21 protein-coding genes and 1 riboswitch are annotated in these 22,283 nt (G+C 66.8%); of the genes, 9 read left to right on the forward strand and 12 right to left on the reverse strand.

Features of this window, described 5'->3' with window-relative positions; genetic code table 11:
* Positions 1 to 169: 169 nt before the first annotated feature.
* From M7H45_RS11010 to M7H45_RS11040, 7 genes are all read right to left on the reverse strand, one after another.
* Positions 170 to 553: an SUF system Fe-S cluster assembly protein gene (locus M7H45_RS11010; protein ID WP_408832790.1), complete on the reverse strand. Its 384-nt coding sequence runs from the start codon at positions 551 to 553 to the stop codon at positions 170 to 172.
* A gap of 126 nt (positions 554 to 679) precedes the next feature.
* Positions 680 to 1,918: a cysteine desulfurase gene (locus M7H45_RS11015; RefSeq protein WP_298216900.1), complete on the reverse strand. Its 1,239-nt coding sequence runs from the start codon at positions 1,916 to 1,918 to the stop codon at positions 680 to 682.
* Positions 1,915 to 3,021: a Fe-S cluster assembly protein SufD gene (gene sufD, locus M7H45_RS11020; protein WP_298216903.1), complete on the reverse strand. Its 1,107-nt coding sequence runs from the start codon at positions 3,019 to 3,021 to the stop codon at positions 1,915 to 1,917. The genes M7H45_RS11015 and sufD overlap by 4 nt, the downstream gene beginning before the upstream one ends.
* Position 3,022: 1 nt before the next feature.
* A complete protein-coding gene (gene sufC, locus M7H45_RS11025) occupies positions 3,023 to 3,766 on the reverse strand; it encodes a Fe-S cluster assembly ATPase SufC (RefSeq protein ID WP_298216905.1) in 744 nt (247 codons plus the stop codon).
* Complete coding sequence (gene sufB, locus M7H45_RS11030) at positions 3,766 to 5,211, reverse strand: Fe-S cluster assembly protein SufB (protein ID WP_298216907.1); 1,446 nt, start codon at positions 5,209 to 5,211, stop codon at positions 3,766 to 3,768. Before sufB ends, sufC begins: the two co-directional genes overlap by 1 nt.
* A complete protein-coding gene (locus tag M7H45_RS11035) occupies positions 5,211 to 5,663 on the reverse strand; it encodes an Rrf2 family transcriptional regulator (RefSeq protein WP_298216909.1) in 453 nt (150 codons plus the stop codon). The genes sufB and M7H45_RS11035 overlap by 1 nt, the downstream gene beginning before the upstream one ends.
* A 110-nt stretch (positions 5,664 to 5,773) precedes the next feature.
* The gene (locus tag M7H45_RS11040) at positions 5,774 to 6,400 is read right to left on the reverse strand and encodes an HAD family hydrolase (RefSeq protein ID WP_298216910.1); all 627 of its coding nucleotides are present in this window, start codon (positions 6,398 to 6,400) and stop codon (positions 5,774 to 5,776) included.
* A 96-nt stretch (positions 6,401 to 6,496) separates the two neighbouring features.
* On the opposite strand from M7H45_RS11040, the gene glmS reads away from it, so the two are divergent.
* A complete protein-coding gene (gene glmS, locus M7H45_RS11045; protein WP_298216911.1) occupies positions 6,497 to 8,314 on the forward strand; it encodes a glutamine--fructose-6-phosphate transaminase (isomerizing) in 1,818 nt (605 codons plus the stop codon).
* Positions 8,315 to 8,415: 101 nt separating this feature from the next.
* Positions 8,416 to 8,628 carry a hypothetical protein gene (locus M7H45_RS11050; protein WP_298216912.1) on the forward strand — a complete coding sequence of 71 codons (213 nt, stop codon included), beginning with the start codon at positions 8,416 to 8,418 and terminating at the stop codon, positions 8,626 to 8,628.
* A 97-nt stretch (positions 8,629 to 8,725) separates the two neighbouring features.
* On the opposite strand, the gene M7H45_RS11055 is transcribed toward M7H45_RS11050, so the two are convergent.
* Complete coding sequence (locus tag M7H45_RS11055) at positions 8,726 to 9,037, reverse strand: hypothetical protein (RefSeq protein WP_298216913.1); 312 nt, start codon at positions 9,035 to 9,037, stop codon at positions 8,726 to 8,728.
* A gap of 86 nt (positions 9,038 to 9,123) precedes the next feature.
* Positions 9,124 to 9,906, reverse strand: coding sequence for an ABC transporter ATP-binding protein (locus M7H45_RS11060; RefSeq protein ID WP_298216915.1), 783 nt, complete (start codon positions 9,904 to 9,906; stop codon positions 9,124 to 9,126).
* A gap of 85 nt (positions 9,907 to 9,991) precedes the next feature.
* A riboswitch (glycine riboswitch) is annotated at positions 9,992 to 10,099 on the forward strand.
* Positions 10,100 to 10,247: 148 nt separating this feature from the next.
* On the opposite strand from M7H45_RS11060, the gene gcvT reads away from it, so the two are divergent.
* The 5 genes from gcvT to speE all read left to right on the forward strand — a co-directional run bounded on the left by gcvT (position 10,248) and on the right by speE (position 16,188).
* Positions 10,248 to 11,303 carry a glycine cleavage system aminomethyltransferase GcvT gene (gene gcvT, locus M7H45_RS11065; protein ID WP_298216917.1) on the forward strand — a complete coding sequence of 352 codons (1,056 nt, stop codon included), beginning with the start codon at positions 10,248 to 10,250 and terminating at the stop codon, positions 11,301 to 11,303.
* A gap of 21 nt (positions 11,304 to 11,324) precedes the next feature.
* The gene (gene gcvH, locus M7H45_RS11070) at positions 11,325 to 11,696 is read left to right on the forward strand and encodes a glycine cleavage system protein GcvH (protein ID WP_298216956.1); all 372 of its coding nucleotides are present in this window, start codon (positions 11,325 to 11,327) and stop codon (positions 11,694 to 11,696) included.
* Positions 11,693 to 14,563 carry an aminomethyl-transferring glycine dehydrogenase gene (gcvP, locus tag M7H45_RS11075; RefSeq protein ID WP_298216919.1) on the forward strand — a complete coding sequence of 957 codons (2,871 nt, stop codon included), beginning with the start codon at positions 11,693 to 11,695 and terminating at the stop codon, positions 14,561 to 14,563. The genes gcvH and gcvP overlap by 4 nt, the downstream gene beginning before the upstream one ends.
* Before the next feature lie 209 nt (positions 14,564 to 14,772).
* Positions 14,773 to 15,228 (forward strand): adenosylmethionine decarboxylase, encoded by a 456-nt coding sequence (gene speD, locus M7H45_RS11080; protein ID WP_298216921.1) that lies wholly within the window; start codon positions 14,773 to 14,775, stop codon positions 15,226 to 15,228.
* Positions 15,229 to 15,324: 96 nt separating this feature from the next.
* Complete coding sequence (gene speE, locus M7H45_RS11085; protein WP_298216923.1) at positions 15,325 to 16,188, forward strand: polyamine aminopropyltransferase; 864 nt, start codon at positions 15,325 to 15,327, stop codon at positions 16,186 to 16,188.
* Positions 16,189 to 16,294: 106 nt separating this feature from the next.
* Here speE and M7H45_RS11090 read toward each other — a convergent pair whose 3' ends face one another.
* The 3 genes from M7H45_RS11090 to M7H45_RS11100 form a co-directional block, all read right to left on the reverse strand.
* Entirely contained in the window at positions 16,295 to 16,702 is a 408-nt protein-coding gene (locus M7H45_RS11090) for a DUF4149 domain-containing protein (RefSeq protein WP_298216925.1), read from the reverse strand.
* A 17-nt stretch (positions 16,703 to 16,719) separates the two neighbouring features.
* On the reverse strand, positions 16,720 to 18,027 hold the full coding sequence (ahcY, locus tag M7H45_RS11095; RefSeq protein WP_298216926.1) for an adenosylhomocysteinase: 1,308 nt from the start codon (positions 18,025 to 18,027) through the stop codon (positions 16,720 to 16,722).
* Positions 18,028 to 18,117: 90 nt separating this feature from the next.
* Positions 18,118 to 18,582: a copper chaperone PCu(A)C gene (locus M7H45_RS11100; protein WP_298216927.1), complete on the reverse strand. Its 465-nt coding sequence runs from the start codon at positions 18,580 to 18,582 to the stop codon at positions 18,118 to 18,120.
* A 114-nt stretch (positions 18,583 to 18,696) separates the two neighbouring features.
* Between M7H45_RS11100 and ftsH the strand changes: the two genes are divergently transcribed.
* Positions 18,697 to 20,532, forward strand: a complete 1,836-nt coding sequence (gene ftsH, locus M7H45_RS11105; RefSeq protein WP_366145544.1) for an ATP-dependent zinc metalloprotease FtsH — start codon at positions 18,697 to 18,699, stop codon at positions 20,530 to 20,532.
* On the forward strand, positions 20,525 to 21,988 hold the full coding sequence (locus M7H45_RS11110; protein WP_298216928.1) for a bifunctional aminoglycoside phosphotransferase/ATP-binding protein: 1,464 nt from the start codon (positions 20,525 to 20,527) through the stop codon (positions 21,986 to 21,988). The genes ftsH and M7H45_RS11110 overlap by 8 nt, the downstream gene beginning before the upstream one ends.
* Positions 21,989 to 22,283: the final 295 nt, after the last annotated feature.

Here is a 22,283-nt window from a genome sequence, read left to right on the forward strand (position 1 = left end):
ACATGCCGGAGCAGCCGCGCTTGCCCACCGAGATGCGCAGCAGCTTGCCCGCCTCGCCGCCCTCGTAAAGCTGGCGCAGGCGCTGGGCCGCGGCCTCGGTCAGGGTCATCAGCGGCGGCAATTCGCGCTTCCTCAGCGCCGGGGTCTGGATATTCTCCATTTCGTCACCTCAAAACATATTCAGCATCAGCCGGGCTTCCTCGCTCATCCGGCTCGGGTCCCAGGGCGGGTCCCATACCGTATCGACGGTTACGTTCCCCACCCCCTCGAGCTGAGAGATGGCGTCGCGCACCATTTCCGGCAATTCCTGGGCCGAGGGGCAGCCCGGCGCGGTCAGGGTCATTTCCACCCTCACATCGCCAGACTCGGCAATCTCGATCGCGTAGATCAGGCCCAGCTCGTAAATATTCACCGGAATCTCCGGATCATAAACCGTGCAGATGGCGGTGATCACCGCCTCCTCGGAGAGGCGCGGGCTGGTCTCGCCCTCCGGCGTCCAGCGGGTCACCGGCTGCATCGCCGGCGGCTCCATATCCGGCTTTGAATCAGCCATCGCCTCCTCCTCCGGCCGGGCGGGCGCCTCCAGGGCGGCGGCGCGGCCGCCCAAACCAGGAATGATGCGGCGCAAAGCCTGCAAGCGCATGCGTGTCTCCTCCTGCCGGTATGTGCCGGGCGTGATTCATGCGAGAATTTTCCTAACCATCTCCAGCCCGGCGGCGAGCGCGTCGATCTCCTCAGGCAGCGTGTAGACGCCAAAGGAGGCGCGGGCCGTGCTGGTCACCCCCAGCCGGCCCATCAACGGCTCGGCGCAATGCTGGCCGGCCCGCACGGCGATGCCCTGGCGGTCGAGGAGCGTGGCGATGTCATGGGCGTGCGCATCCTTCATCACGAAGGAGATCACCCCGCCCCGGTCCTGCGCCTGGCCAAGAACACGCAAACCCGGAATGCGGCTCAGCGCCGCCAGCGCGTGCTCGGTCAAGGCCCGCTCATGCGCGGCGATGGCCGCGAAACCGATCCCGCGCACGTAATCGATCGCGGCGCCCAGCCCGATCGTCTCGATGATGGCGGGGGTTCCCGCCTCGAAACGCTGGGGCGGCTCCGCCCATGTCGATTTTTCATAAGAAACGCTGGCGATCATATCGCCCCCGCCCATGAAGGGCGGCATGGCCGCGAGAATCTCCCGCCTGGCATAGAGCACGCCGATGCCGGTGGGGCCGTACAGCTTATGGCCGGAGAAGACATAGAAATCGGCGCCGATCTCCCGCACGTCCACCGCGCGGTGGACGATGGCCTGGGCGCCGTCCAGCAGTAGCCGGGCGCCGCGCGCATGGGCGAATTCCGCGAGCCGCTCCACTGGCGTATAGGTGCCGAGCACATTGGACATATGGGTGACGGCCAGCAGCTTCACCCGCCCATCGGCGAACACCTCCTCCAGCGAATCCCAATCCAACTCGCCGGATTCGGTGATCCTGACGACGCGCAAAGCCGTGCCATGCGCGTCGCGCAGCATCTGCCAGGGCACGAGATTAGCGTGATGCTCCATCTCCGAGACCGCCACCGCATCGCCGGGCTTGAGCGCGCTGCGCCCCCAGCTATGGGCGACGAGATTGATCCCCTCGGTCGCGTTGCGGGTGAAGACGATCTCCTCGCGGCTCTCCGCGTTGATGAAATCCGCGACCTTGTCACGCACCGCCTCATAGGCTTCCGAGGTTTTCTCGGAAAGGTAATAGAGGCCGCGATGCACATTGGCGTATTGCTCGGCCATCACGAAGCGCATGGCCTCGATCACCGGCTCCGGTTTCTGGGCCGAGGCGCCCGAATCGAGAAACACCAGCGGCCTTCCATGCACCTTCTGGGCGAGGATGGGAAAATCCCGGCGGATGGCGTGGATGTCGAGCGGATGAAGCGTGGCGCTCATCGCCGCCTCCACCAGCGTTCCAGCGCCGCCTCGAACCATTCGCGCGAGGCGTCATGCGTCACCGGCTCCAGCGCCTCCTCCAAAAAGGCGCGGATGAGCATCTGCCGCGCCGCGGCCTCGGGAATCCCCCGGGCGCGCAGATAAAAAAGCTGCTCCGCATCCAGCGCGCCGAGGGTGGCGCCATGGCTGCATTTCACGTCATCGGCGAAGATCTGCAGTTCCGGCTTGATGTCCATCTCCGCGCCTTGCGAAAGCAACAGCGCCTGGCTCATCTGGTAGCCATCGGTTTTCTGGGCCACCCGGTCCACCTCGATCCGCCCTTGGAACACGCCATGCGCATGCCCGGCGAGCACGGATTTCACCGTCTGGCGGGAAGGGCAATCCGGCGCCTTGTGGCGGATGGCGGTGGTGAAATCGCCGTGCTGCGCGCCATCCAGCAGCTGGGCGGAATTGAGATGGGCGGTCGCCGCCGGGCCGAGCAGATTGGCCTCGATCTCGGTGCGGGAGAGGCGCGCGCCGAGGGTGAGGGTGAAATGCTCATACGCCGCCCCCGCCCGCGCATCGGCGCGGAGGGTGGCGGTATGGAACGCCTCGCCGCTCTCGCGCTGCAGGCGGAAATGCTGGAGCCTCGCCCCCTCGGCCAGCGCGATGTCGAACACCGCGTTGTGCCAGTACACACCCTCGCCCTCGGCTAATTCCACCAGAGTGAGCCGCGCCCCAGCACCCAGCCGGATGCGGTGGCGGAGGTGAAAGGCAAAGGGCTGCGGCCCTGCGGCCTGGGACACCAGCAAAATCTCCCCGGCCTGCGCGCCGGCGGGAATGTCGAGGTTGATCCCGTCCCGCGTTTCCGCGGCGTTGATCTGGGCGAGCGGCTGCTGCTCCGCCTCCGCCGCTACCGGGGCAAGGAAGGGCCGGGCATAGGCCAGGCGGGCGGAGAGCGCCGCGTTCAGCGTCCCGTTCAAAAAAACCAGACGGGGAAAGGGCAGGCCGGGCAAGTCCGGCGCCGCCATGGCGGCGGGCGGCGGGGCGAAGCTGATGGCGGCGAGCGGGCGCAGATCCGTATAATGCCAGGCCTCCAGCTTGCGTGTGGGCAGCGCCGTCATGTCAGGCCGCCTCCAGCCCGGCATAGCCGCTCGCCTCCAGCTCCCGCGCCAGCGCGGCCGGGCCGGAGCGCACGATGCGGCCATTGGCGAGAACATGGACGACATCGGGGACGATATGGTCGAGCAGCCGCTGATAATGGGTGATGACCAGGGCGGAGAATTTGCCGTCGCGCAAGGCGTTGACGCCCTCGGCCACGATCCGGAGCGCGTCGATATCCAATCCGGAATCGGTTTCGTCGAGAATGGCGAGGCCGGGCCGCAACAGCGCCATTTGCAGCATCTCGTTGCGCTTCTTCTCGCCGCCCGAGAATCCGACATTGACGTTGCGCTTGAGGAAATCTTCCTTGATCGCCAGCTGCTTCGCCGCCGCGCGGGCGAGCTTGAGAAAGGCGACGGCGTCCAGCTCCTCCTCGCCGCGCTTCTTGCGGATGGCGTTGAGCGCCGTGCGCAGGAAATTGGCGTTGCCGACCCCCGGCAATTCCACCGGGTATTGGAAGGCGAGGAAAATCCCAGCGGCGGCGCGGTCCTCCGGGTCCATGGCGAGAATATCCTGGCCGTTGAACAGCGCCTCGCCCGCCGTCACCTCATAGCCCTCGCGCCCCGCCAGCACATAGGCGAGGGTGGATTTGCCCGCGCCGTTGGGGCCCATCACCGCATGGACCTGCCCATCGGGAATGACGAGATCCACGCCCTTGAGAATTTCGGTCTCCCCAATACGGGCATGTAAATTCCTGATCTCCAACATCAACCCACCGAACCTTCCAGTGAAACAGCCAGGAGCTTCTGCGCCTCGACGGCGAACTCCATCGGTAATTCCTTCAACACCTCACGGCAGAAGCCGTTGACGATCAGCCCCACCGCATCCTCTTCCGAAAGACCGCGCGAGCGGCAATAAAAAAGCTGATCCTCGGCGATCTTGGAGGTGGTGGCCTCATGCTCCACCTTGGCCGAGGCGTTGCGGCTCTCGATATAGGGCACGGTATGCGCGCCGCACTCGTTGCCGATCAGCAGCGAATCGCATTGGGTGAAATTGCGCGCGCCGGCGGCGCCGGGCAGAATTTTCACCAGCCCGCGATAGGTGTTGTTCGAGCGGCCGGCGGAAATGCCCTTGGAGACGATCGTGCTCGTGGTGTTGCGGCCGATATGGATCATCTTGGTGCCGGTATCGGCCTGCTGATGATGATTGGTGACCGCGACGGAATAGAACTCGCCCACCGAGCCCTCGCCCTGAAGAATGCAGGAGGGATATTTCCAGGTGATCGCCGAGCCGGTTTCCACCTGCGTCCAGGAGATTTTGGAATTGCGCCCCCGGCAGGCGCCCCGCTTGGTGACGAAGTTGTAAATCCCGCCCCTGCCCTCGGCATCGCCGGGATACCAGTTCTGCACCGTCGAATATTTGATCTTGGCCTCATCCAGCGCCACCAGCTCCACCACCGCCGCGTGCAGCTGGTTCTCATCGCGCATCGGCGCGGTGCAACCCTCCAGGTAAGAGACGGAGGCGCCCTCCTCGGCGATGATCAGCGTGTGCTCGAACTGGCCGGTATTGCGCGCGTTGATGCGGAAATAGGTTGAAAGCTCCATCGGGCAGCGCACTCCCTTGGGCACGAAGACGAAGCTGCCATCGGAGAACACGGCCGAGTTGAGCGCGGCGAAATAATTATCGCCCGCCGGCACCACGGACCCCAGATAGGCCCGCACCAGCTCAGGGTGCTCGCGCACCGCCTCGGAAATCGGGCAGAAGATCACCCCGGCCTTGGCCAGCGTCTCGCGGAAGGTGGTGGCGACGGAGACGGAATCGAACACCGCGTCCACCGCCACCCCCGCCAGGGCGGCGCGCTCATTGAGCGGTATGCCGAGCTTCTCGTAGGTCTTCAGCAATTCCGGGTCCACCTCGTCCAGCGATTTCGGCGCGGGCTTGGCCGGGGCGGCGTAGTAATAGAGGGATTGATAATCGATGGGCGGATGCTGGATGCGCGCCCAATGCGGCTCCTCCATCCGCAGCCAGGCCTCATAGGCTTTCAGCCGCCACGCCAGCAGCCAGTCCGGCTCGCCCTTCTTCGCGGAAATCAGCCGCACGATATCGGCCGACAAGCCGCGCGGAAACGCCTCCATCGGAATATCGGTGGTGAACCCGTATTTATATTTGCGGTCGGCCAGTTCCTGGATGGCGGTTTCGGTGGTGGTGGACATCAGGCAACCTCATTGATTGTCGGGGCCGGCACGCGCAAACCCGGCGGCAGGGAGGCCACCGCCATGTCGGCCAAAGTGATATGGGACAGCGCCTCACGAATGGCGTTGTTCACCGGATCCCAGCGCCCCGCCACCGGGCACAGCGTCTGGCTCTCGCAGGCGGCCGCCGCGCCCTCCACGCAGGAGGTCAGGACGATCGGCCCGTCTATGGCGGCCACCACCTCGGCGATCGCGATATCCGCCAGCGGCTTGCCCAGGCGGTACCCGCCGCGCGCGCCGCGCGTGGAAATGACGAGCCCGCGCCCGGCCAGAGTTTTCAGCACCTTGGCCACGGTGGGCTCCGGCACCCCGATGCCGCCGGCGATGCCCGCGGAGGTGGCGACGCCATCCGACTGGCCCAGACGCACCAGCGCGGCGACGGCGTAATCGGTCAGGCGGGAAAGCTTCAACATGACGGCCCCATTAAAAGGACTTGGCTAGTCCTGATTACCAGATGGGCCATCGGGCGGGACTCGTCAAGCGCGCCGCGCGCCCCATGCCGGTGATTGCCGCAAGGCTGGTCTCAGCCCAGCCGGGCGATCACCTCCGGCAATTCCTCGGGCCGCTCCGCCCGCGCCTCTCCCTCGGCCTCGCCATAGCCCCAGGCGCAGAAGACGCCCGGCAGGCGCAGCCCCGCCGCGGCTTTCATGTCGTTGGCGTGGTCCCCGGCCATGATGGCGTCCGTCACCTCCAGGGCGCTGAGCGCGGCGGCGAGATGGCGCGGGTCAGGCTTGCGGTAGGGGGTGGCGTCACCGCCCACCACCGCGTTGAAGAAGCGCGAGAGCCTCAGAATCTCCAGCACCTCCGCCGCGGCGCGGCTGGATTTATTGGTGCACACGGCAAGCGGCCGCGCATCATCCCGCAGCCGCTCCAAGGCCGGGACGATGCCCTCATAGGGTTTGGTATGCACGACCGGGTGGGCGGCGTAATCCGCCATGAAGGCGGCGAGCCGCTCCTGCGTCGCCGCCTCGCCCCGGGCGGCGAAGGCGCGTTCCACCAGAACTTTCGCGCCATCGCCGATCATCGGCAGGACCTGCTCCATACGCAGCGGCGCGAGGCCGTTGGCCGCCAGCACCCGGTTGAGGCTGGCGGCGATGTCGGGCGCCGAATCGATCAGCGTGCCGTCGAGGTCGAAGATCACCGCGCGCATGACATACTCCGTCGCATGATGTGAATGCCGGTCCTTTGACATAGGAGGGCGGCGGGGGCTACCGCAGGGCCCGGTTTTGAGGCGGAGGGTTGGCTGATGTGCGGAATCGTCGGGGTCGTGGGCCAGGCTCAGGCCGCGCCGCTGCTGCTGGGCGGGCTGCAGCGGCTGGAATACCGGGGCTATGATTCGGCCGGCATCGCCACCCTGGTCAACGGGCGCATCGAGCGGCGGCGGGCGGAGGGCAAGCTGAAAAACCTCGCCGCCGTGCTGGAGCGCCAGCCTTTGCCGGGCACCACCGGCATCGGCCATACCCGCTGGGCCACCCATGGCGCCCCCACCGAGACCAATGCCCACCCCCACGCCACCAGTCGGGTCGCGGTGGTGCATAACGGTATCATCGAGAACCATCTGGAGCTGCGCGCCGAGCTGGAGGGCAAGGGACAGGTTTTTTCCACCGAGACGGATACCGAGGTCGTGGTCCAGCTTCTTGATTGCCTGCTGGCGCAGGGCCTGCCTCCCGCCGAGGCGGCCGCGCGCGCCCTGGCCCGGCTGGAAGGCGCCTACGCGCTGGCGATGATCTTCGCCGGACATCCGGAGCTGCTCATCGGCGCGCAGCGCGGCGCGCCCCTCGCGGTGGGGTATGGGGCGGAGGAGATGTATCTCGGCTCCGACGCCCTCGCTTTGGCGCCGCTGACCCGCGAACTCGCTTATCTGGAAGACGGCGACCGGGTGACGCTCACCCGCGCCGGCGCCGTCTTCCACGACAAGACCGGCGCCGAGGTGTCACGGCCGAAAAAACTCACCGCCCTGACCGGCGCCGCGATCGGCAAGGGCAATTTCCGCCATTTCATGGAAAAGGAACTGCACGAGCACCCGGTGGTGATCGGCGACGTGCTGCACCGGATGCTGGAAGGCGAGTCACCCCGCCTGCCCGCCCTGCCCTTCGACCTCGCCGCGCTGCCCCGCATCACCGTGAGCGCGTGCGGCTCGGCCTTCTACGCCGGCCTTACCGCCAAATTCTGGCTGGAAACTCTCGCCCGCGTGCCGGTGGACGCGGATGTCGCCAGCGAATTCCGCTACCGCGCCCCGCCGCTCACGCCCGGCGGGCTCGGCCTGCTCGTCAGCCAGAGCGGCGAGACCGCCGACACGCTGGCCGCGTTGCGCTATTTGAAGGCGCAAGGGCAGCATGTCCTCTCCGTGCTGAACGTGCCGGAAAGCACCATGGCGCGCGAGAGCGACGCGATCCTGGAAACCATCGCCGGGCCGGAGATCGGGGTCGCCAGCACCAAGGCCTTCACCGCCCAGCTCACCGTGCTGGCGGTGTTCACCCTGGCTCTCGCGCGCGCCAAGGCCGCGCTGCCAGCGCAAGAGGCGGCCCGGCTGGCATCGGCGCTATTGGAGCTTCCCTCCAAGGCGGCCGAAATCCTCGGCCACGATGCGCCCATCAAGCGCCTGGCCGCGCGCATCGCCGAGGCGCGGGACGTGCTCTATCTCGGGCGCGGCGCCTGCTTTCCCATCGCCCTGGAAGGGGCGCTCAAGCTGAAGGAGATCTCCTACATCCACGCCGAGGGTTACGCGGCGGGCGAAATGAAGCATGGGCCGATCGCGCTCATCGACAAAAGCGTGCCGGTGATCGCCATCTGCCCCTCCGGGCCGCTTTTCGAGAAAACCGCCTCAAACCTCCAGGAGGCGGCGGCGCGGGGCGGGCAAATCATCGTCCTCTCCGACGAGGAGGGCGCGTCGAGGCTGGCCGCCATCGCCGCCGAGACGATTGCGCTGCCCGCCATCGACCCATTCGCCGCGCCGATCCTGCATGCCATTCCCGTGCAGATGCTGGCCTATCATGTCGCGGTGATGAAGGGCACGGATGTGGATCAGCCCCGCAATCTCGCCAAATCCGTCACGGTCGAATAATCCGCGCGGCATAATTTTTGGCAAGATTGATCATTTCAGATTGTGGATCAGGAAAACCTGCCGCTAATCTTTTCAAGTCCGAGACGGAAAGGGGCGGAAACATGCGCGACATTCAGGTCCACCCTTGTCAATCCCCGGCTTTGGCCCGCGCCAGAGCCGCCAGCCCCGCCCAGGAGCGGTTTTACATCGAGGATGGCTGGGTGTTTCGCGAGCATCACGGCCATTACGTGGAATGTCTGTGCCGGAGCGAGGACATAACCCAGCTTCCCCTCACGGAAAAAACCCTCCCGCCCGGCGTGCCCGCCCTGGCCTGAGCGCTAGAGCGATACTCATATGATTTGAGCGACAGGCTTCAAATTATATGATTGAAATTGCTCGCTAAAATAAGATTCTTCCTTCAACGGAGACCCTCTATTGCCCCCTCACCTCCTTGGTGGTGCCGCCCGGTCCGGCGATGGGTATGGGCGAGCCGATGGTCGGCTGCGGATGGAGAGCGATCTGGGGCAGGGTGGGCTGGTTTGCCCAGACGGCGCTGCTGCCATTGGGCTGGCGCTTCACCTTGGGCGGCGGCTTGGGCGCGCCCGGCGGAGGTTTGGCCACGCCCGGCGTGACCACGGAGCTATTGGGGTCGGCCGGGCTGGCATTGCCGCCGGCGTCGCTTTGCGCCAGCGCCGGACCAAGCCAGCCCGCCGCCAGAATCATTCCCATCCAAAACCGGTTCATGCCCGCCTCCTTATTGCGTTCTTTTTACATATTGGCATGCGGGCCGCGGATTGGATATCTCGCCGCCGGGAGGCAGGGTGGCTTTTTCAATGCTTCAAAGTGCTGGAAAGGAACTGGCGGAACCGCTCCGTGCGGGGATGGGTGAACATCTCGGCGGGCGGCCCCTCCTCCTCCGTCATCCCCTTGTGCAAAAACATCACCCGGCTCGCCACCTCGCGGGCGAAGCCCATCTCATGGGTGACGACCAGCATGGTGCGGCCCTCCTTGGCGAGATTGCGCATCACTCGCAGCACCTCGCCCACCAGCTCGGGGTCGAGGGCGGAGGTCGGCTCGTCGAACAGCAGCACCTCCGGCTCCATCGCCAGGGCCCGGGCGATGGCGACGCGCTGCTGCTGGCCCCCGGAAAGCTGGGCGGGATAGGCGTCGCGCTTGGCGGAAAGCCCCACCTTTTCCAGCATCGCCTCGCCCTTGGCGATGGCGGTCTTACGGTCCTGTTTGAGCACGTGCACCGGCGCCTCGATCACGTTCTGCAACACGGTCATATGGCCCCAGAGATTGAATTGCTGAAACACCATCGAGAGCCGGGAGCGCAGCCGCTCCAGCTGCTTGGGGTCGGCGCAGACCCGGCCTTGCTTGCCCTCCCGCAGCGCGATCATCTCCCCCTTGATGCTCACGCTCCCCTGGTCGGGCATTTCCAGCATGTTGATACAGCGAAGAAACGTGCTTTTGCCGGAGCCGGAGGAGCCGAGAATCGCGATGACGTCATGGTCCCGGGCGGTCAGGGACACCCCCTTCAGCACCTCCACCGGACCGAAGGATTTATGGATATTCTCGACGGCGAGAGCGGGGAGCGGCTGGGTTTCGTTCATTCAACAATGCCTCGATCGGGTTTTTGCGGGCGGTACCGAGAAACAGCTTTGCAAATTCTGTACCCTCGGGCAAAAGGGGCCGTCCCACGCGGACGCAGGAGAGAGCGGAAGAGCATGCCAAACCATGCGGCGCCGCCGCCGAAGGCGCAACCGGCCCCCGGAATCGCTCAGGCAAAAGGGCTGCGGACCGTAACGGGGCGCTCTGGAAAGCCGGCGGGACCATCGCGCCGCACCGACGGGGTCAAGGGCGTCGCGCCCGAATCTCTCAGGTTCAAGGGACAGAGGGGGGTCAGCGCTGCCGGCGGTGCCAGCCGGGTGGACTGACATGGGGGTTGAATCGCGTGGCCAAGACACCTTTGGATGCCCTGCATCGCCGGCTCGGCGCGCGCATGGTGGATTTCGCCGGGTATGAGATGCCGCTGCACTACGCGGCGGGCATCATGGCCGAGCACCAGGCCTGCCGCAGCGCGGCGGCATTGTTCGATGTCTCGCATATGGGCCAGGTGGAAATCGCCGACCCTGCCTCCTTTGCGCCGCTGGTGCCGGGCGACGTCACCGGGCTGAAGCCGGGCCGCCAGCGCTACACGCTGCTGCTCAACGAGGCGGGCGGCATTCTCGATGATCTGATGATGGCCAATCTCGGCGCCCATTTCCAGCTGGTGCTGAATGCCGGGCGCAAGGCGGCGGACGTGGCGCATATGCGCGGGCTGGGGCTGGACGTGCATCCCCGCTTCGACCGGGCGCTGCTCGCCCTGCAAGGGCCGCGCGCGGCGGCGCTATGCCCGGAGGCCGCGCATCTTAAATTCATGGACGCCGCCACGCTGGAGATCGGCGGCATCGCCTGCGGCGTCACCCGCTCGGGCTATACCGGCGAGGACGGTTTCGAGATCGGCTGCGCCGGCGAGGCGGGGGAGACCCTGGCGGAATTGCTGCTGGCGCGCGGCGCCGCCCCCGCCGGGCTGGGCGCGCGCGATTCCCTGCGGCTGGAGGCCGGGCTCTGCCTCTACGGCAATGACATCGACGAAAGCACCGACCCCGTCTCAGCCGGCCTGACCTTCGCGCTCTCCAAGAAACGGCTCGCGGCCGGGGATTTCATCGGCGCGGCGGCGGTCAATAAAATCCTGGCCGAGGGACCGGCGGAGCGGCTGGTGGGCATCCGGCTTGAAGGCCGCGCCCCCGCCCGCGCCGGCACGGAAATCCGCGCCCATAACGGCGAGGCGGCGGGCCGGGTCACCTCCGGCCTGTTCTCGCCCACGCTGGGCGCGCCGATCGCCCTCGGCTATGTCCGCGCCCAGCAGGCCGCGCCCGGCACGGCGCTCGATCTCATCGTGCGCGGCCGCGCCCTTCCCGGTCAGGTCGCGCCGCTGCCCTTCGTCCCCCATCACTACGTTCGCTGAAAGGAAATTCCGGTGCCGCATATGTTCTATACCAAGGATCACGAATGGGTCTCCGTGGGCGATGACGGCCTGGCGACGGTCGGCATCACCGACCATGCCCAGCAGGCCCTGGGCGACATCGTGTTCGTGGAATTGCCGGAACCGGGCCGCAACGTCGCTAAGGGCGAGGCCTGCGCGGTGGTGGAAAGCGTCAAGGCCGCCTCGGATGTCTATGCTCCGCTCTCCGGCACGGTGGCGGAGGTGAACCAGGCGATCGTGGACGACCCGGCGAAGGTGAACGGCGCCCCCGAGGGGGATGGCTGGTTCTTCAAATTGCGGCTGGAGGACCCGGCGGGCCTCACCAAGCTTCTCGACCGCGCCGCCTATGACAAGCTTCTGGAGACCGAGGCGTGACCGCATTGGCGGAACTGGCGGCGCTGGAGCGCGGCGAGGGCTTCGCCGCGCGGCATATCGGGCCGGATGCGGCGCAGATCGCCGCGATGGTTCGGCTCACCGGCGCGGCCAGCCTGGATGATCTCATCGCCCAGACCGTGCCGGAGAGCATTCGCGCCAATGCGGAGCTCGCCCTGCCCGAGGCGGAGGACGAGGCGGCGGTGCTGGCGCGGCTGCGCGGGCTCGCCGCCCGCAATGTGCTGAAGAAATCGCTGATCGGGCTCGGCTATCATGGCACCTTCACCCCGCCCGTCATCCAGCGCAACGTGCTGGAGGCGCCGGGCTGGTACACGGCCTATACCCCCTATCAGGCGGAAATTTCCCAGGGGCGGCTGGAGGCGATCCTCAATTTCCAGACGATGATCGCCTCGCTGACCGGGCTGGAGATCGCCAATGCCTCGCTGCTGGATGAGGCGACGGCGGCGGCGGAGGGAGTCGCCATGGCCCACGCCCTGCACAAGGGCGGCAGCCGGACCATCGCCATCGCCCGCGACGTGCATCCGCAAACCCGCGCCGTCATCGCCACCCGCGCCTGGCCGCATGGCTGGACGCTGGTGGATATCGAGCCGGGCGACACGGAGGCCATCGCCGCGTGCAAGCCCTGCGCCCTCGTCCTCAATTACCCCGGCTCCACCGGCGCGGTGCGCGACCTGGCGCCCGAGATCGCGGCGGTGCGGGCCGCCGGCGGCATGAGCATCGTCTGCGCCGACCTGCTGGCCCTCACCCTTCTCACCCCGCCGGGCGAGATGGGGGCGGATATCGCGGTCGGCTCGGCCCAGCGTTTCGGCGTGCCGATGGGATTTGGCGGCCCCCATGCCGGGTATTTCGCCACGCGCGACGCCTATAAGCGCGCCATGCCGGGGCGGCTGGTCGGCGTCTCGGTGGATGCGGCGGGGCAGCCGGCCATGCGCCTCGCCCTGCAAACCCGCGAGCAGCATATCCGCCGGGAGAAGGCGACCAGCAATATCTGCACTGCCCAGGTCCTGCTGGCGGTGATGGCGGGGTTCTACGCCGTCTGGCACGGGCCGGAAGGGCTGGGCCGCATCGCCCGGCGGGTAAATCTGCAGGCCCGGCTGCTGGCCGGGGCGGTGAAGGCGGGAGGATATTCCCTGCGCCACGCCGCGTTTTTCGACACGCTGGCGGTGGAGGCGGGAGACAAGGCGGAGGCGCTGATGAGCGCGGCGGCGGAGGCTGGGTTCAACCTGCGCCGGATCGACGCGACGGGTCTTGGCATCGCCCTGGACGAGACGGTGACGCGCGCGGAGCTGGCCGCCCTGGCCAAGCTGTTTGGCGGCGCGCTGGCGGAGGCGCCCCCTTCCCTCCCCGGGGTTCTGGCGCGGCGCAGCCCCTTCTGCGCCGAGTCGGTGTTCAACTCCCATCACTCCGAGCATCTGATGCTGCGCTATCTCAAGCGGCTGGAGGATAAGGACATCGCCCTCAACCGGGCGATGATCCCGCTCGGCTCCTGCACGATGAAGCTCAACGCGGCGGTGGAGATGGCGGCGGTCAGCTGGCCGGAATTCGCGGATCTCCACCCCTTCGCCCCGGCGGACCAGACCCTGGGCTTCAAACAGCTGATCGACGAGCTGGCGGCGCTGCTCTGCGAGGTTACCGGCTTCGCCGCCGCCTCGCTCCAGCCCAATTCCGGCGCGCAGGGCGAATATGCCGGGCTGCTCGCCATCCGCGCCTGGCATGAGGCGCGCGGCGAGGGTCACCGCAATATCTGCCTCATCCCCGCCTCCGCCCATGGCACCAACCCGGCCAGCGCCGCCATGGCGGGATACAAGGTCGTGGTCGTGGCCTGCGACCGGCTGGGCAATGTCGATGTCGCCGATCTGCATGACAAGATCGAGGCGCATGGAGCCTCGCTGGCGGCGCTGATGATCACCTATCCCAGCACCCATGGCGTTTACGAGACCGCGATCCGCGACATCGCCCGGGCCGTGCACGAGGCGGGCGGGCAGGTCTATATGGATGGCGCCAACATGAACGCCCAGCTGGGGCTGACCAGCCCGGCCCGGATCGGCGCGGATGTTTGCCATCTCAACCTGCACAAGACCTTCTGCATTCCGCATGGCGGCGGCGGGCCGGGGGTCGGGCCCATCTGTGTCGCCGCGCATCTGGCGCCGCATCTGCCCACCCATCCGCTGCGCGCGGATGCGGGCCCCGCCACGGGATATGGGCCTGTGGCGGCGGCGCCGTTCGGCTCTGCGCTCATCCTGCCGATCCCCTACGCCTATATCCGGCTGATGGGGCCGGAGGGTCTCACCCAGGCCACCAAGATCGCCATTCTCAACGCCAATTATATCGCGGCGCGGCTGCAGGGCGCCTATCCCGTTCTCTACCGTGGCGAGCGCGGGCGCGTCGCGCATGAATGCATCATCGATTGCCGGGGCTTCGCCGCCCAATCCGGCATCCAGGTGGAGGACATCGCCAAGCGCCTTGCCGATTACGGCTTCCACGCCCCCACCATGTCCTGGCCCGTGCCGGGAACGCTGATGATCGAGCCGACCGAGAGCGAGGACAAGGGCGAGCTCGACCGGTTCTGCGACGCGATGCTGGCCATCGCCACGGAGATCGGCCGCATCGCCGCCGGCGCCTGGCCGAAGGATGACAACCCGCTGAAAAACGCGCCCCACACCGCCGCCGAGGCGATGGCGGAGGAATGGGGCCATCCCTACCCGCGCGAAACCGCCGTGTTTCCCCTGCCCTATGTCACATCGCGCAAATATTGGCCGCCGGTGAAACGGGTGGATAATGTTTATGGAGACCGTCATCTCGTCTGTTCCTGCGCGCCGCTTGAGACGTATCAGCAGGCCGCCGAATGAGGCGGAAAATTCAATAGGTCGCGGCTTGGTTTTTTTCATCCTTCCCCTCTCCGCCCGGCGCGGAGGGGGGATCTGTTTTTTACAGGGCTTGCACGAAAATTTCTCTTGCATCCCGGGGAGGTTGGCCTCATAAGCCCCCCCCACTGGCCCAGGGGGGCGCGGCGCGGTGCCGTGTTCTACAGGCTATCTGCTAGTTGAGGGGGTTCGCAATGAACGCACTTGCCCGACTGGGGATGGTCTCGGAGTCTCCGAGCGAAAACCAGACGATGTCCACGCTCTCCCAGGAGCCGCAAAAGGATTATTATGTCGAGAAGGATGGCGTGAAATACGCCGGGATGCACCTCATCATCGATTTGTGGGGCGCTTCCAATCTCGACAGCCCGGATCTGATCGACCAGACGCTGTGCGATGGCGCGCGCGCGGCGGGAGCGACCATTCTCCACCATCATTTCCACCATTTCGAGCCGAATGGCGGCGTTTCCGGCGTGGTGGTGCTGGCCGAGAGCCACATCTCCATCCATAGCTGGCCGGAGCGTAATTTCGCGGCGCTGGATGTGTTCATGTGCGGCTGCTGCGACCCGTACAAGCTGGTCCCCTTCCTCAAGGCGGCGTTCAGCCCGAGCCATATCCAGATCAACGAGCAGAAGCGCGGCCTCATCGCCTGACCCGGGCGGGGCGCGCCCCGCTTTGCTTCCGTCCCATCTTTCCCGCATGCCCGGCTGGCGGTCTCCCGCCAGCCGCAGAGAGAGGAATGCCCGCCCATGGCCGAGACCTGGCTGAACGAGACGCTGTATCCGGATTGGGGCCAGCGCTTCAAAACCGTGCGCGAGCTGGCGCGCGAGCAGAGCGCGTTTCAAGATATCGGTATTTTCGAAACCACCAGCCATGGCCGCGTGCTGACGCTGGATGGCGTCATTCAGATCACCGAGCGCGATGAATTCGTCTATCAGGAAATGCTCGCCCACGTGCCGCTGCTCGCCCATGGCCGCGCGGAGGATGTGCTGATCATCGGCGCCGGCGATGGCGGCGTCCTCAAACACGTATTGATGCATAAAGGCGTCAAGCGCGCGGTGATGGCGGAAATCGACGGCGAGGTAATCCGCCTCGCCAAGGAATTCCTGCCCGGCATTGGTGGCGACGCGTGGAACGATCCCCGCGCCGAGGTGTTGGTGGGCGACGGGATCGATTTCGTGAAGAAGGCTCCCACCGGCTCCTTCGACGTCATCATCGTCGATTCCACCGACCCGATCGGCGTGGGCGAGGTGCTGTTCACCGACGATTTCTATGAGAACGCCGCGCGCATCCTGCGCGCGGACGGGTTGATCGTCAATCAATGCGGCGTGCCGTTCATGCAGGCGGACGAGCTGCGCGAGACATCCCTGCGCCGTAAGAAATTCTTTCCCTTCGTCAGTGCCTATGTCGCGGCGGTGCCAACCTATGTGGGCGGCTTCATGACGCTGGGCTGGGCCGGCAAGGACCCCGGCCAAACCGGGCTGAGCGTCGAGGAAATCGCCCGGCGCGCGGAGGCGGCGGGAAACATCGCGGCGCGGAGCGAGTATTGGAGCCCGCGCGTGCATGTGGCGAGCTTCTGGCTGCCGCCCTATATCGCGCGCCACCTTCCCTGAAACCCGGCGGCATGCCCGCGCGTCTGGGCGTGGCGCTGGGGCAGTAAAACGCCTTACGACGGTTTGTTTCGGTCTCGGGAGCGGGCGCATGCCCTGCCCTCGCGGCTCAGCCCCGCCGGCTGGCGCGGGCGCCCTCGCGCAGCAACAGCGCCAGCACGGCGGCGAGTTCCAGCCCATACACCCAGGTGGACACGCGGTGCCCATGGGCGAAGGCGGCGGTATCGCCCGCCAGCCGCCAGGCATCGAGACGCGGCATCAGCCAGAGCCAGGCCCAGAGCGTGGCCAGCGCGACAAAACCCGGCACCAAGGCCGCGCCCAGGCGGCGGCGCAGCGCGTAGCCCAGCGCGGACATCCCCGCGCAGATGAGGCAGTAGCCATAGAGCCAGGGAAACATGGCGCGGATGAACGGCCCTCCCACTGGCGCGGGCAGGCGGCTAAACACCAGCGGCGCCGCCACCGCCGCGAAGAACAGCATGCCGCCCGCCAGCAGGCCGAGCCCGAGGAGAGAGAGCATGCCGCCCAGCGCCCGCATCAGTAGCGGTAGAGCTCGTGCTTGAACGGCCCCTGCGGAGGCACGCCGAGATAATCCGCCTGTTTCGGGGTCAGCTTGGTGAGCTTGGCCCCCACCTTGGCCAGATGCAGCGCCGCCACCTTCTCATCCAGATGCCGGGGCAGCACATACACCTTGCGCTCGTATTTGCCGGGCGGCGCGGTGAACAGCTCGATCTGCGCCAGCACCTGGTTGGTGAAGCTCGCGGACATCACGAAGCTGGGGTGGCCGGTGGCGTTGCCCAGATTCACCAGCCGCCCCTCGGAGAGCACGATCAGCCGCTTGCCATCGGGGAAGACCACCTCATCCACCTGCGGCTTCACGTTCTCCCATTTATAGTTGCGCAGCGCCTCGATTTGAATTTCGCTGTCGAAATGGCCGATATTGCAGACGATGGCGCGGTGCTTCATCGCCCGCATATGCTCGATGGTGATGACATCGATATTGCCGGTGGCGGTCACGAAGATGTCGCCTTGCGGCGCGGCATCCTCCATGGTCACCACCTCATAGCCTTCCATGGCGGCCTGCAGGGCGCAGATCGGGTCGATCTCGCAAACTTTCACCCGGCAGCCGGCATTGCGCAGGCTGGCGGCCGAGCCTTTGCCGACATCGCCAAATCCCGCCACCACCGCCACCTTGCCCGCCATCATCACATCGGTGCCGCGGCGGATGCCGTCCACCAGGCTTTCGCGGCAGCCATAGAGATTGTCGAATTTGGATTTGGTGACGCTGTCGTTGACGTTGATGGCGGGCACGAGCAACCGCCCGCTTTTCTCCATCTCCCAAAGCCGGTGCACGCCCGTCGTCGTCTCCTCGGAGAGGCCGCGCACATTGCTCAGCAATTCGGGGTATTTCTCATGCATGATCGTGGTGGCGTCGCCGCCATCATCGAGGATCATGTTCGGCTCCCAGCCATCCGGCCCGCGCAGCGTCTGCTCGATGCACCACCAGAAATCAGCCTCGCTCATGCCCTTCCAGGCAAAGACCGGCACGCCGGTGGCGGCGATGGCGGCGGCGGCGTGGTCCTGGGTCGAGAACACGTTGCAGGAGGACCAGCGCACGGAGGCGCCCAGCGCCGTCAACGTCTCGATCAGCACGGCGGTCTGGATCGTCATGTGCAGGCAGCCGACGATACGCGCCCCGGCGAGCGGCCTGGATTGGCCGAACTCCGCCCGCAGCGCCATCAGCCCCGGCATTTCATCCTCGGCAATGGAGATTTCCTTGCGGCCCCATTCGGCTAGGGAAATATCCTTGACCTTGTAATCCGTGGGCAGGCTGGCGTCGGGCATGGGTTCATCCTTCAACGAAGCAATCGGGGAAATCTTTATTCCCTCACGCCCCGCCTGCCAACCTCAAGCGCGCCGGCCCGGGCCGCCTCGTCACGGACCGCCGGAGGAGGTGCCGGGCGGGCCGGCCGGGCCGTAAACCGGCACGAGCAGCATGAGCGTGGCGCCATCGTCGAAACCCAGGGTCACGCCCACCTTGTCGCCCGGCTTCATCCGCGGCTCCATGCACATGAGATGATACCCGCCCTCGGCGAAGCCGACCGAGCCATGGGCGGGGATGGTGACGCTCTTCACCATCTCCATGGTCGCCGCGCCGCCATGGTTCACGCTCTGGTGCAGCATGAGCGCGCCGCAGGCGGGGGAGCTGGCCTTGACCAGGCGGGTGGTGGTATCGCCGGAATTGATAAGGGTCATGTACCCGCCCGCCGGAACGCTGGATAGCAGATAGCGGAACCAGGCATGGGAGGCGTGAATTTCCAGCGGCGGGGCTTGTTGCGGGGAGGGGACGGCGGCGCCCAGCAACACCGGCAAGGTAAGAAGCATGGCATATCGTTTCATGCTCCTCGCAGTAGCCCAACCCTTCCCACGTGGGAAGCAAAACTTGCGCCGCGCGAGGCGGCTGGACTTCCCCGCCCATTCCCAGGAAACTCCCCCCCGCAGGAGGTGCAGCAGGTGGCGAACAAACTCAAGGGCAGCCAGGGCGCCTGGCTCGGCGTGCTCATGTTCTTCCTGGTCTTTCTCGGCCTCTCGATGCTGGGCCGCCTGGCCGAGCAGAACGTCAAACCCATCCCATATAGCGAGTTTCAATCTCTCCTCGCCGCGGGGGAGGTGGATAATCTGGTCATCGGCAATGGTCAGATCTCCGGCCAGTTCAAGCATCCGCAAAAGGGTCAGCCGGCCAATTTCGTCACCAATGAGGTCAACCCCGCCCTGGCCCAGCAACTGGCCGGCGCCAAAGTCACCTTCGATGGCGCGCCGCCGCCCAGCCCCCTGGCCTCCCTGCTCGGCTGGCTGGCGCCGCTGCTCATTTTCGGCCTGCTCTGGTATCTCATGCTGGGCGGGCGCTTCGGCGGCGCCGGCGGCTTGCTCGCCACCGGCAAGGCCAAGGCGCGGGTCTATGCCGAGAACGACATCAAGGTCCGCTTTTCCGACGTGGCGGGGGTGGAGGAAGCCAAGCAAGAGCTCCAGGAAGTCGTCGAGTTTCTCAAAAACCCCGCCGCCTATGGCCGGCTCGGCGCGCATATCCCCAAGGGCATTCTGCTGGTCGGCCCGCCCGGAACCGGCAAAACCCTGCTCGCCCGCGCCGTGGCGGGGGAGGCGGGCGTGCCGTTCTTTTCCATCTCAGGCTCGGAATTCGTGGAAATGTTCGTGGGGGTGGGCGCTGCGCGGGTGCGCGATTTGTTCGAGCAGGCCCGCGCCAGCGCCCCTTCCATCATCTTCATCGACGAGCTGGATTCGCTGGGACGCGCCCGCAACGTCGCCATTCCCGGCGCGGGAAATGACGAGAAGGAGCAGACCCTCAATCAGCTTCTGGCGGAGATGGACGGGTTCGATCCTTCCTCCGGCGTGGTGCTGCTGGCCGCGACCAACCGGCCCGAGATCCTCGACCCGGCCTTGCTGCGCGCGGGGCGGTTCGACCGGCAGGTGCTGGTGGACCGGCCCGACAAGGCGGGGCGGATGCAAATTCTCAACATCCATATAAAGAAAATCAAGCTCGCGCCCAATGTCTCGGTGGAGGAGATCGCCGCTCTCACCCCCGGCTTCACCGGGGCGGATCTCGCCAATCTGGTCAACGAGGCGGCGCTGCTCGCCACCCGCCGCAACGCCGAGGCGGTCACGCTGGCGGATTTCGACGCCGCCATCGAGCGCATCGTCGCCGGGCTGGAAAAGCGCAACCGCCTGCTGGTGCCCAAGGAGCGCGAGATCGTCGCGCATCACGAAATGGGCCACGCCATCACCGCCATGGCCCTGCCGGATACGGACAAGGTTCAGAAAATCTCGATCATCCCGCACGGCATCGCGGCCCTCGGCTACACGATCCAGCGGCCGAGCCAGGACCGGTTCTTAATGAGCCGGGCCGAGATGATGGACCGGATGACGGTGCTGCTGGGCGGGCGCGCCGCGGAATCACTGATCTTTCCGGATATTTCCACCGGCGCCGCCGACGACCTCCAGCGCGCCACCGATATCGCCCGCGCCATGGTGGTGCGCTATGGCATGGAGCCCGAACTGGGGCAGATGACCTACGAGCCGGAAAGCCAGCATTTTCTCACCAGCGCCGGGCAGGAGTGGCGGCCCCGCCAATATAGCGAGGCGACGGCGGCGCGGATCGACAAGGCCGTGCACGACATCGTCGAGCGGGCCTATAACCGGGCGCGGGCCATTCTCCAGGCGAATATGGAGATCCTGCGCGAGGGCGCGCGGACCCTTTTACGCAACGAGACCATCTCCGATGGCGAGTTGACGGCGCTGGCCGCCAAGGTGGCGGTCTGGCAGGATCATGGCTGAGCAGGAGGAGACCCTCGCCTTTCTCTCCCGCCAGGCGGAGCGGGTGATCTCCACCCACATCTCGCATGTCTTTCTGGGCGGCGGCACCGCTTATAAAATCAAGCGGGCGGTGCGCTTTCCCTATCTGGACTATACGAGCCTGGCCGCCCGCAAGATTTTCTGCGAGCGGGAGCTGGCGTTGAACCGCCGCACCGCGCCGGGCCTGTACCGGCGGGTGCGGACCCTCACCCGCGCCGCGGATGGCGGGCTGGAATGGGACGGGGCGGGAGCGCCGGTGGAATATGTGCTGGAGATGAGCCGTTTTCCGGACGAGGCGCTGCTCGGCGCTGCGGCGGCGCGCGGGCCGGTGGACCGGGGCGTTCTGCGCGATCTCGCCGATACCATCGCCGGCTTTCACGCCAAGGCGGAGACCGCCACGGGCGCGGGGCTGGAAAAGGTGATCGAGGGCAACGCGGAGCGGCTCAGCGCCGCCTGCCCGCCGCTCGATGCGGCCGTGGTGGCGGAGCTGAACGACGCCAGCCGCGCCGCCCATGCCAGGCTGGCGCCGTTGCTCGCCCGCCGCGCCGCCGCCGGGCGCGTCCGCCGCTGCCATGGCGATCTGCATCTCGACAATATCGTGCTGCTGGAGGGGCGGCCCGTCCTGTTCGACTGCATCGAATTCTCCGATGAATTCGCCTGTATCGACGTGCTCTACGATCTCGCGTTTCTCTTGATGGATTTGCTGCGGCGGGAAGACGCCGGGGGCGCCGCGCTGGTGGCGAACCGCTACATGGATGTCAGCGGCGATGAGGACGGGCTGGCGGCCCTGCCCTTGTTCATCTCGGCGCGCGCCGCCATCCGGGCGCATGTCTGCGCCGCCCAGGGCAAGGCGGCTGTGGCCGGAGCGTATCTGGCGCTCGCGGCGCGGGCCTTGCGCCCGGCCTCCCCCCGGCTGGTCGCCGTGGGCGGGTTCAGCGGCAGTGGCAAATCGACCCTGGCGGCGCGGCTGGCGCCGCGTTTCTCGCCCCCGCCGGGGGCGCGGGTGCTACGCTCGGACGTGTTGCGCAAACGCCTCGCCGGCGTGACGCCCGAGACCCGCCTGCCGGCCCGCGCCTATACGCCCGCAGGCAGCGCCCGCGTCTATGCGGAGCTGCTGCGCCTGGGCGAGGCCGGGCTGCGCGCCGGCTTTACCATTATTCTCGACGCCGCCTTTCTCCGGGCGGCCGAGCGCGGCCCGGCCATCGCCCTGGCGGCGCGGCTGGGGCTGCCCTTTGACGGCTTCTGGCTGGACGCGCCGGATGAGGTGCTCGCCGCGCGCCTCGCCGCCCGGCGGCGGGACGCCTCGGATGCGGGGGTGGAGGTTCTGCGCGCCCAGCGGGACTTTGCCGAACCCCCCGCCACCTGGCCACCGGGCGAAGCGGCACTGGAATTATTTCCCGGGGCGGCGGATGGCGCGCCGCCGCATCTTTCCGGTTGACGTGTTTATTTTTTTAATCGTACCGTCGGCCCCAAGAAATGGCAGCAGGCGGCGGATGTCGGAATTTCGAGGTCAAGCATCATCCTTTACCGGGTTGGCGCGATGTTTGCACACGCAGCCGTTATGACAACGCGCTTGCAAAGGGCGAAAGAAGCGAAACCGGACGCGGCCCGGGTTGCGCCGCGCCGCGCCGGGCAGAATTTGCCCCATAAAAAGCCGGTTTGATGCTAGAAAAAGCAAATGCCGCCGCTCGTCTCCCGGTTCCACCATCACGTTACATAAAAGCTGGAGTGTC

The organism is Acidocella sp., assembly GCF_027352905.1.
Classification (GTDB): Bacteria; Pseudomonadota; Alphaproteobacteria; order Acetobacterales; family Acetobacteraceae; genus Acidocella.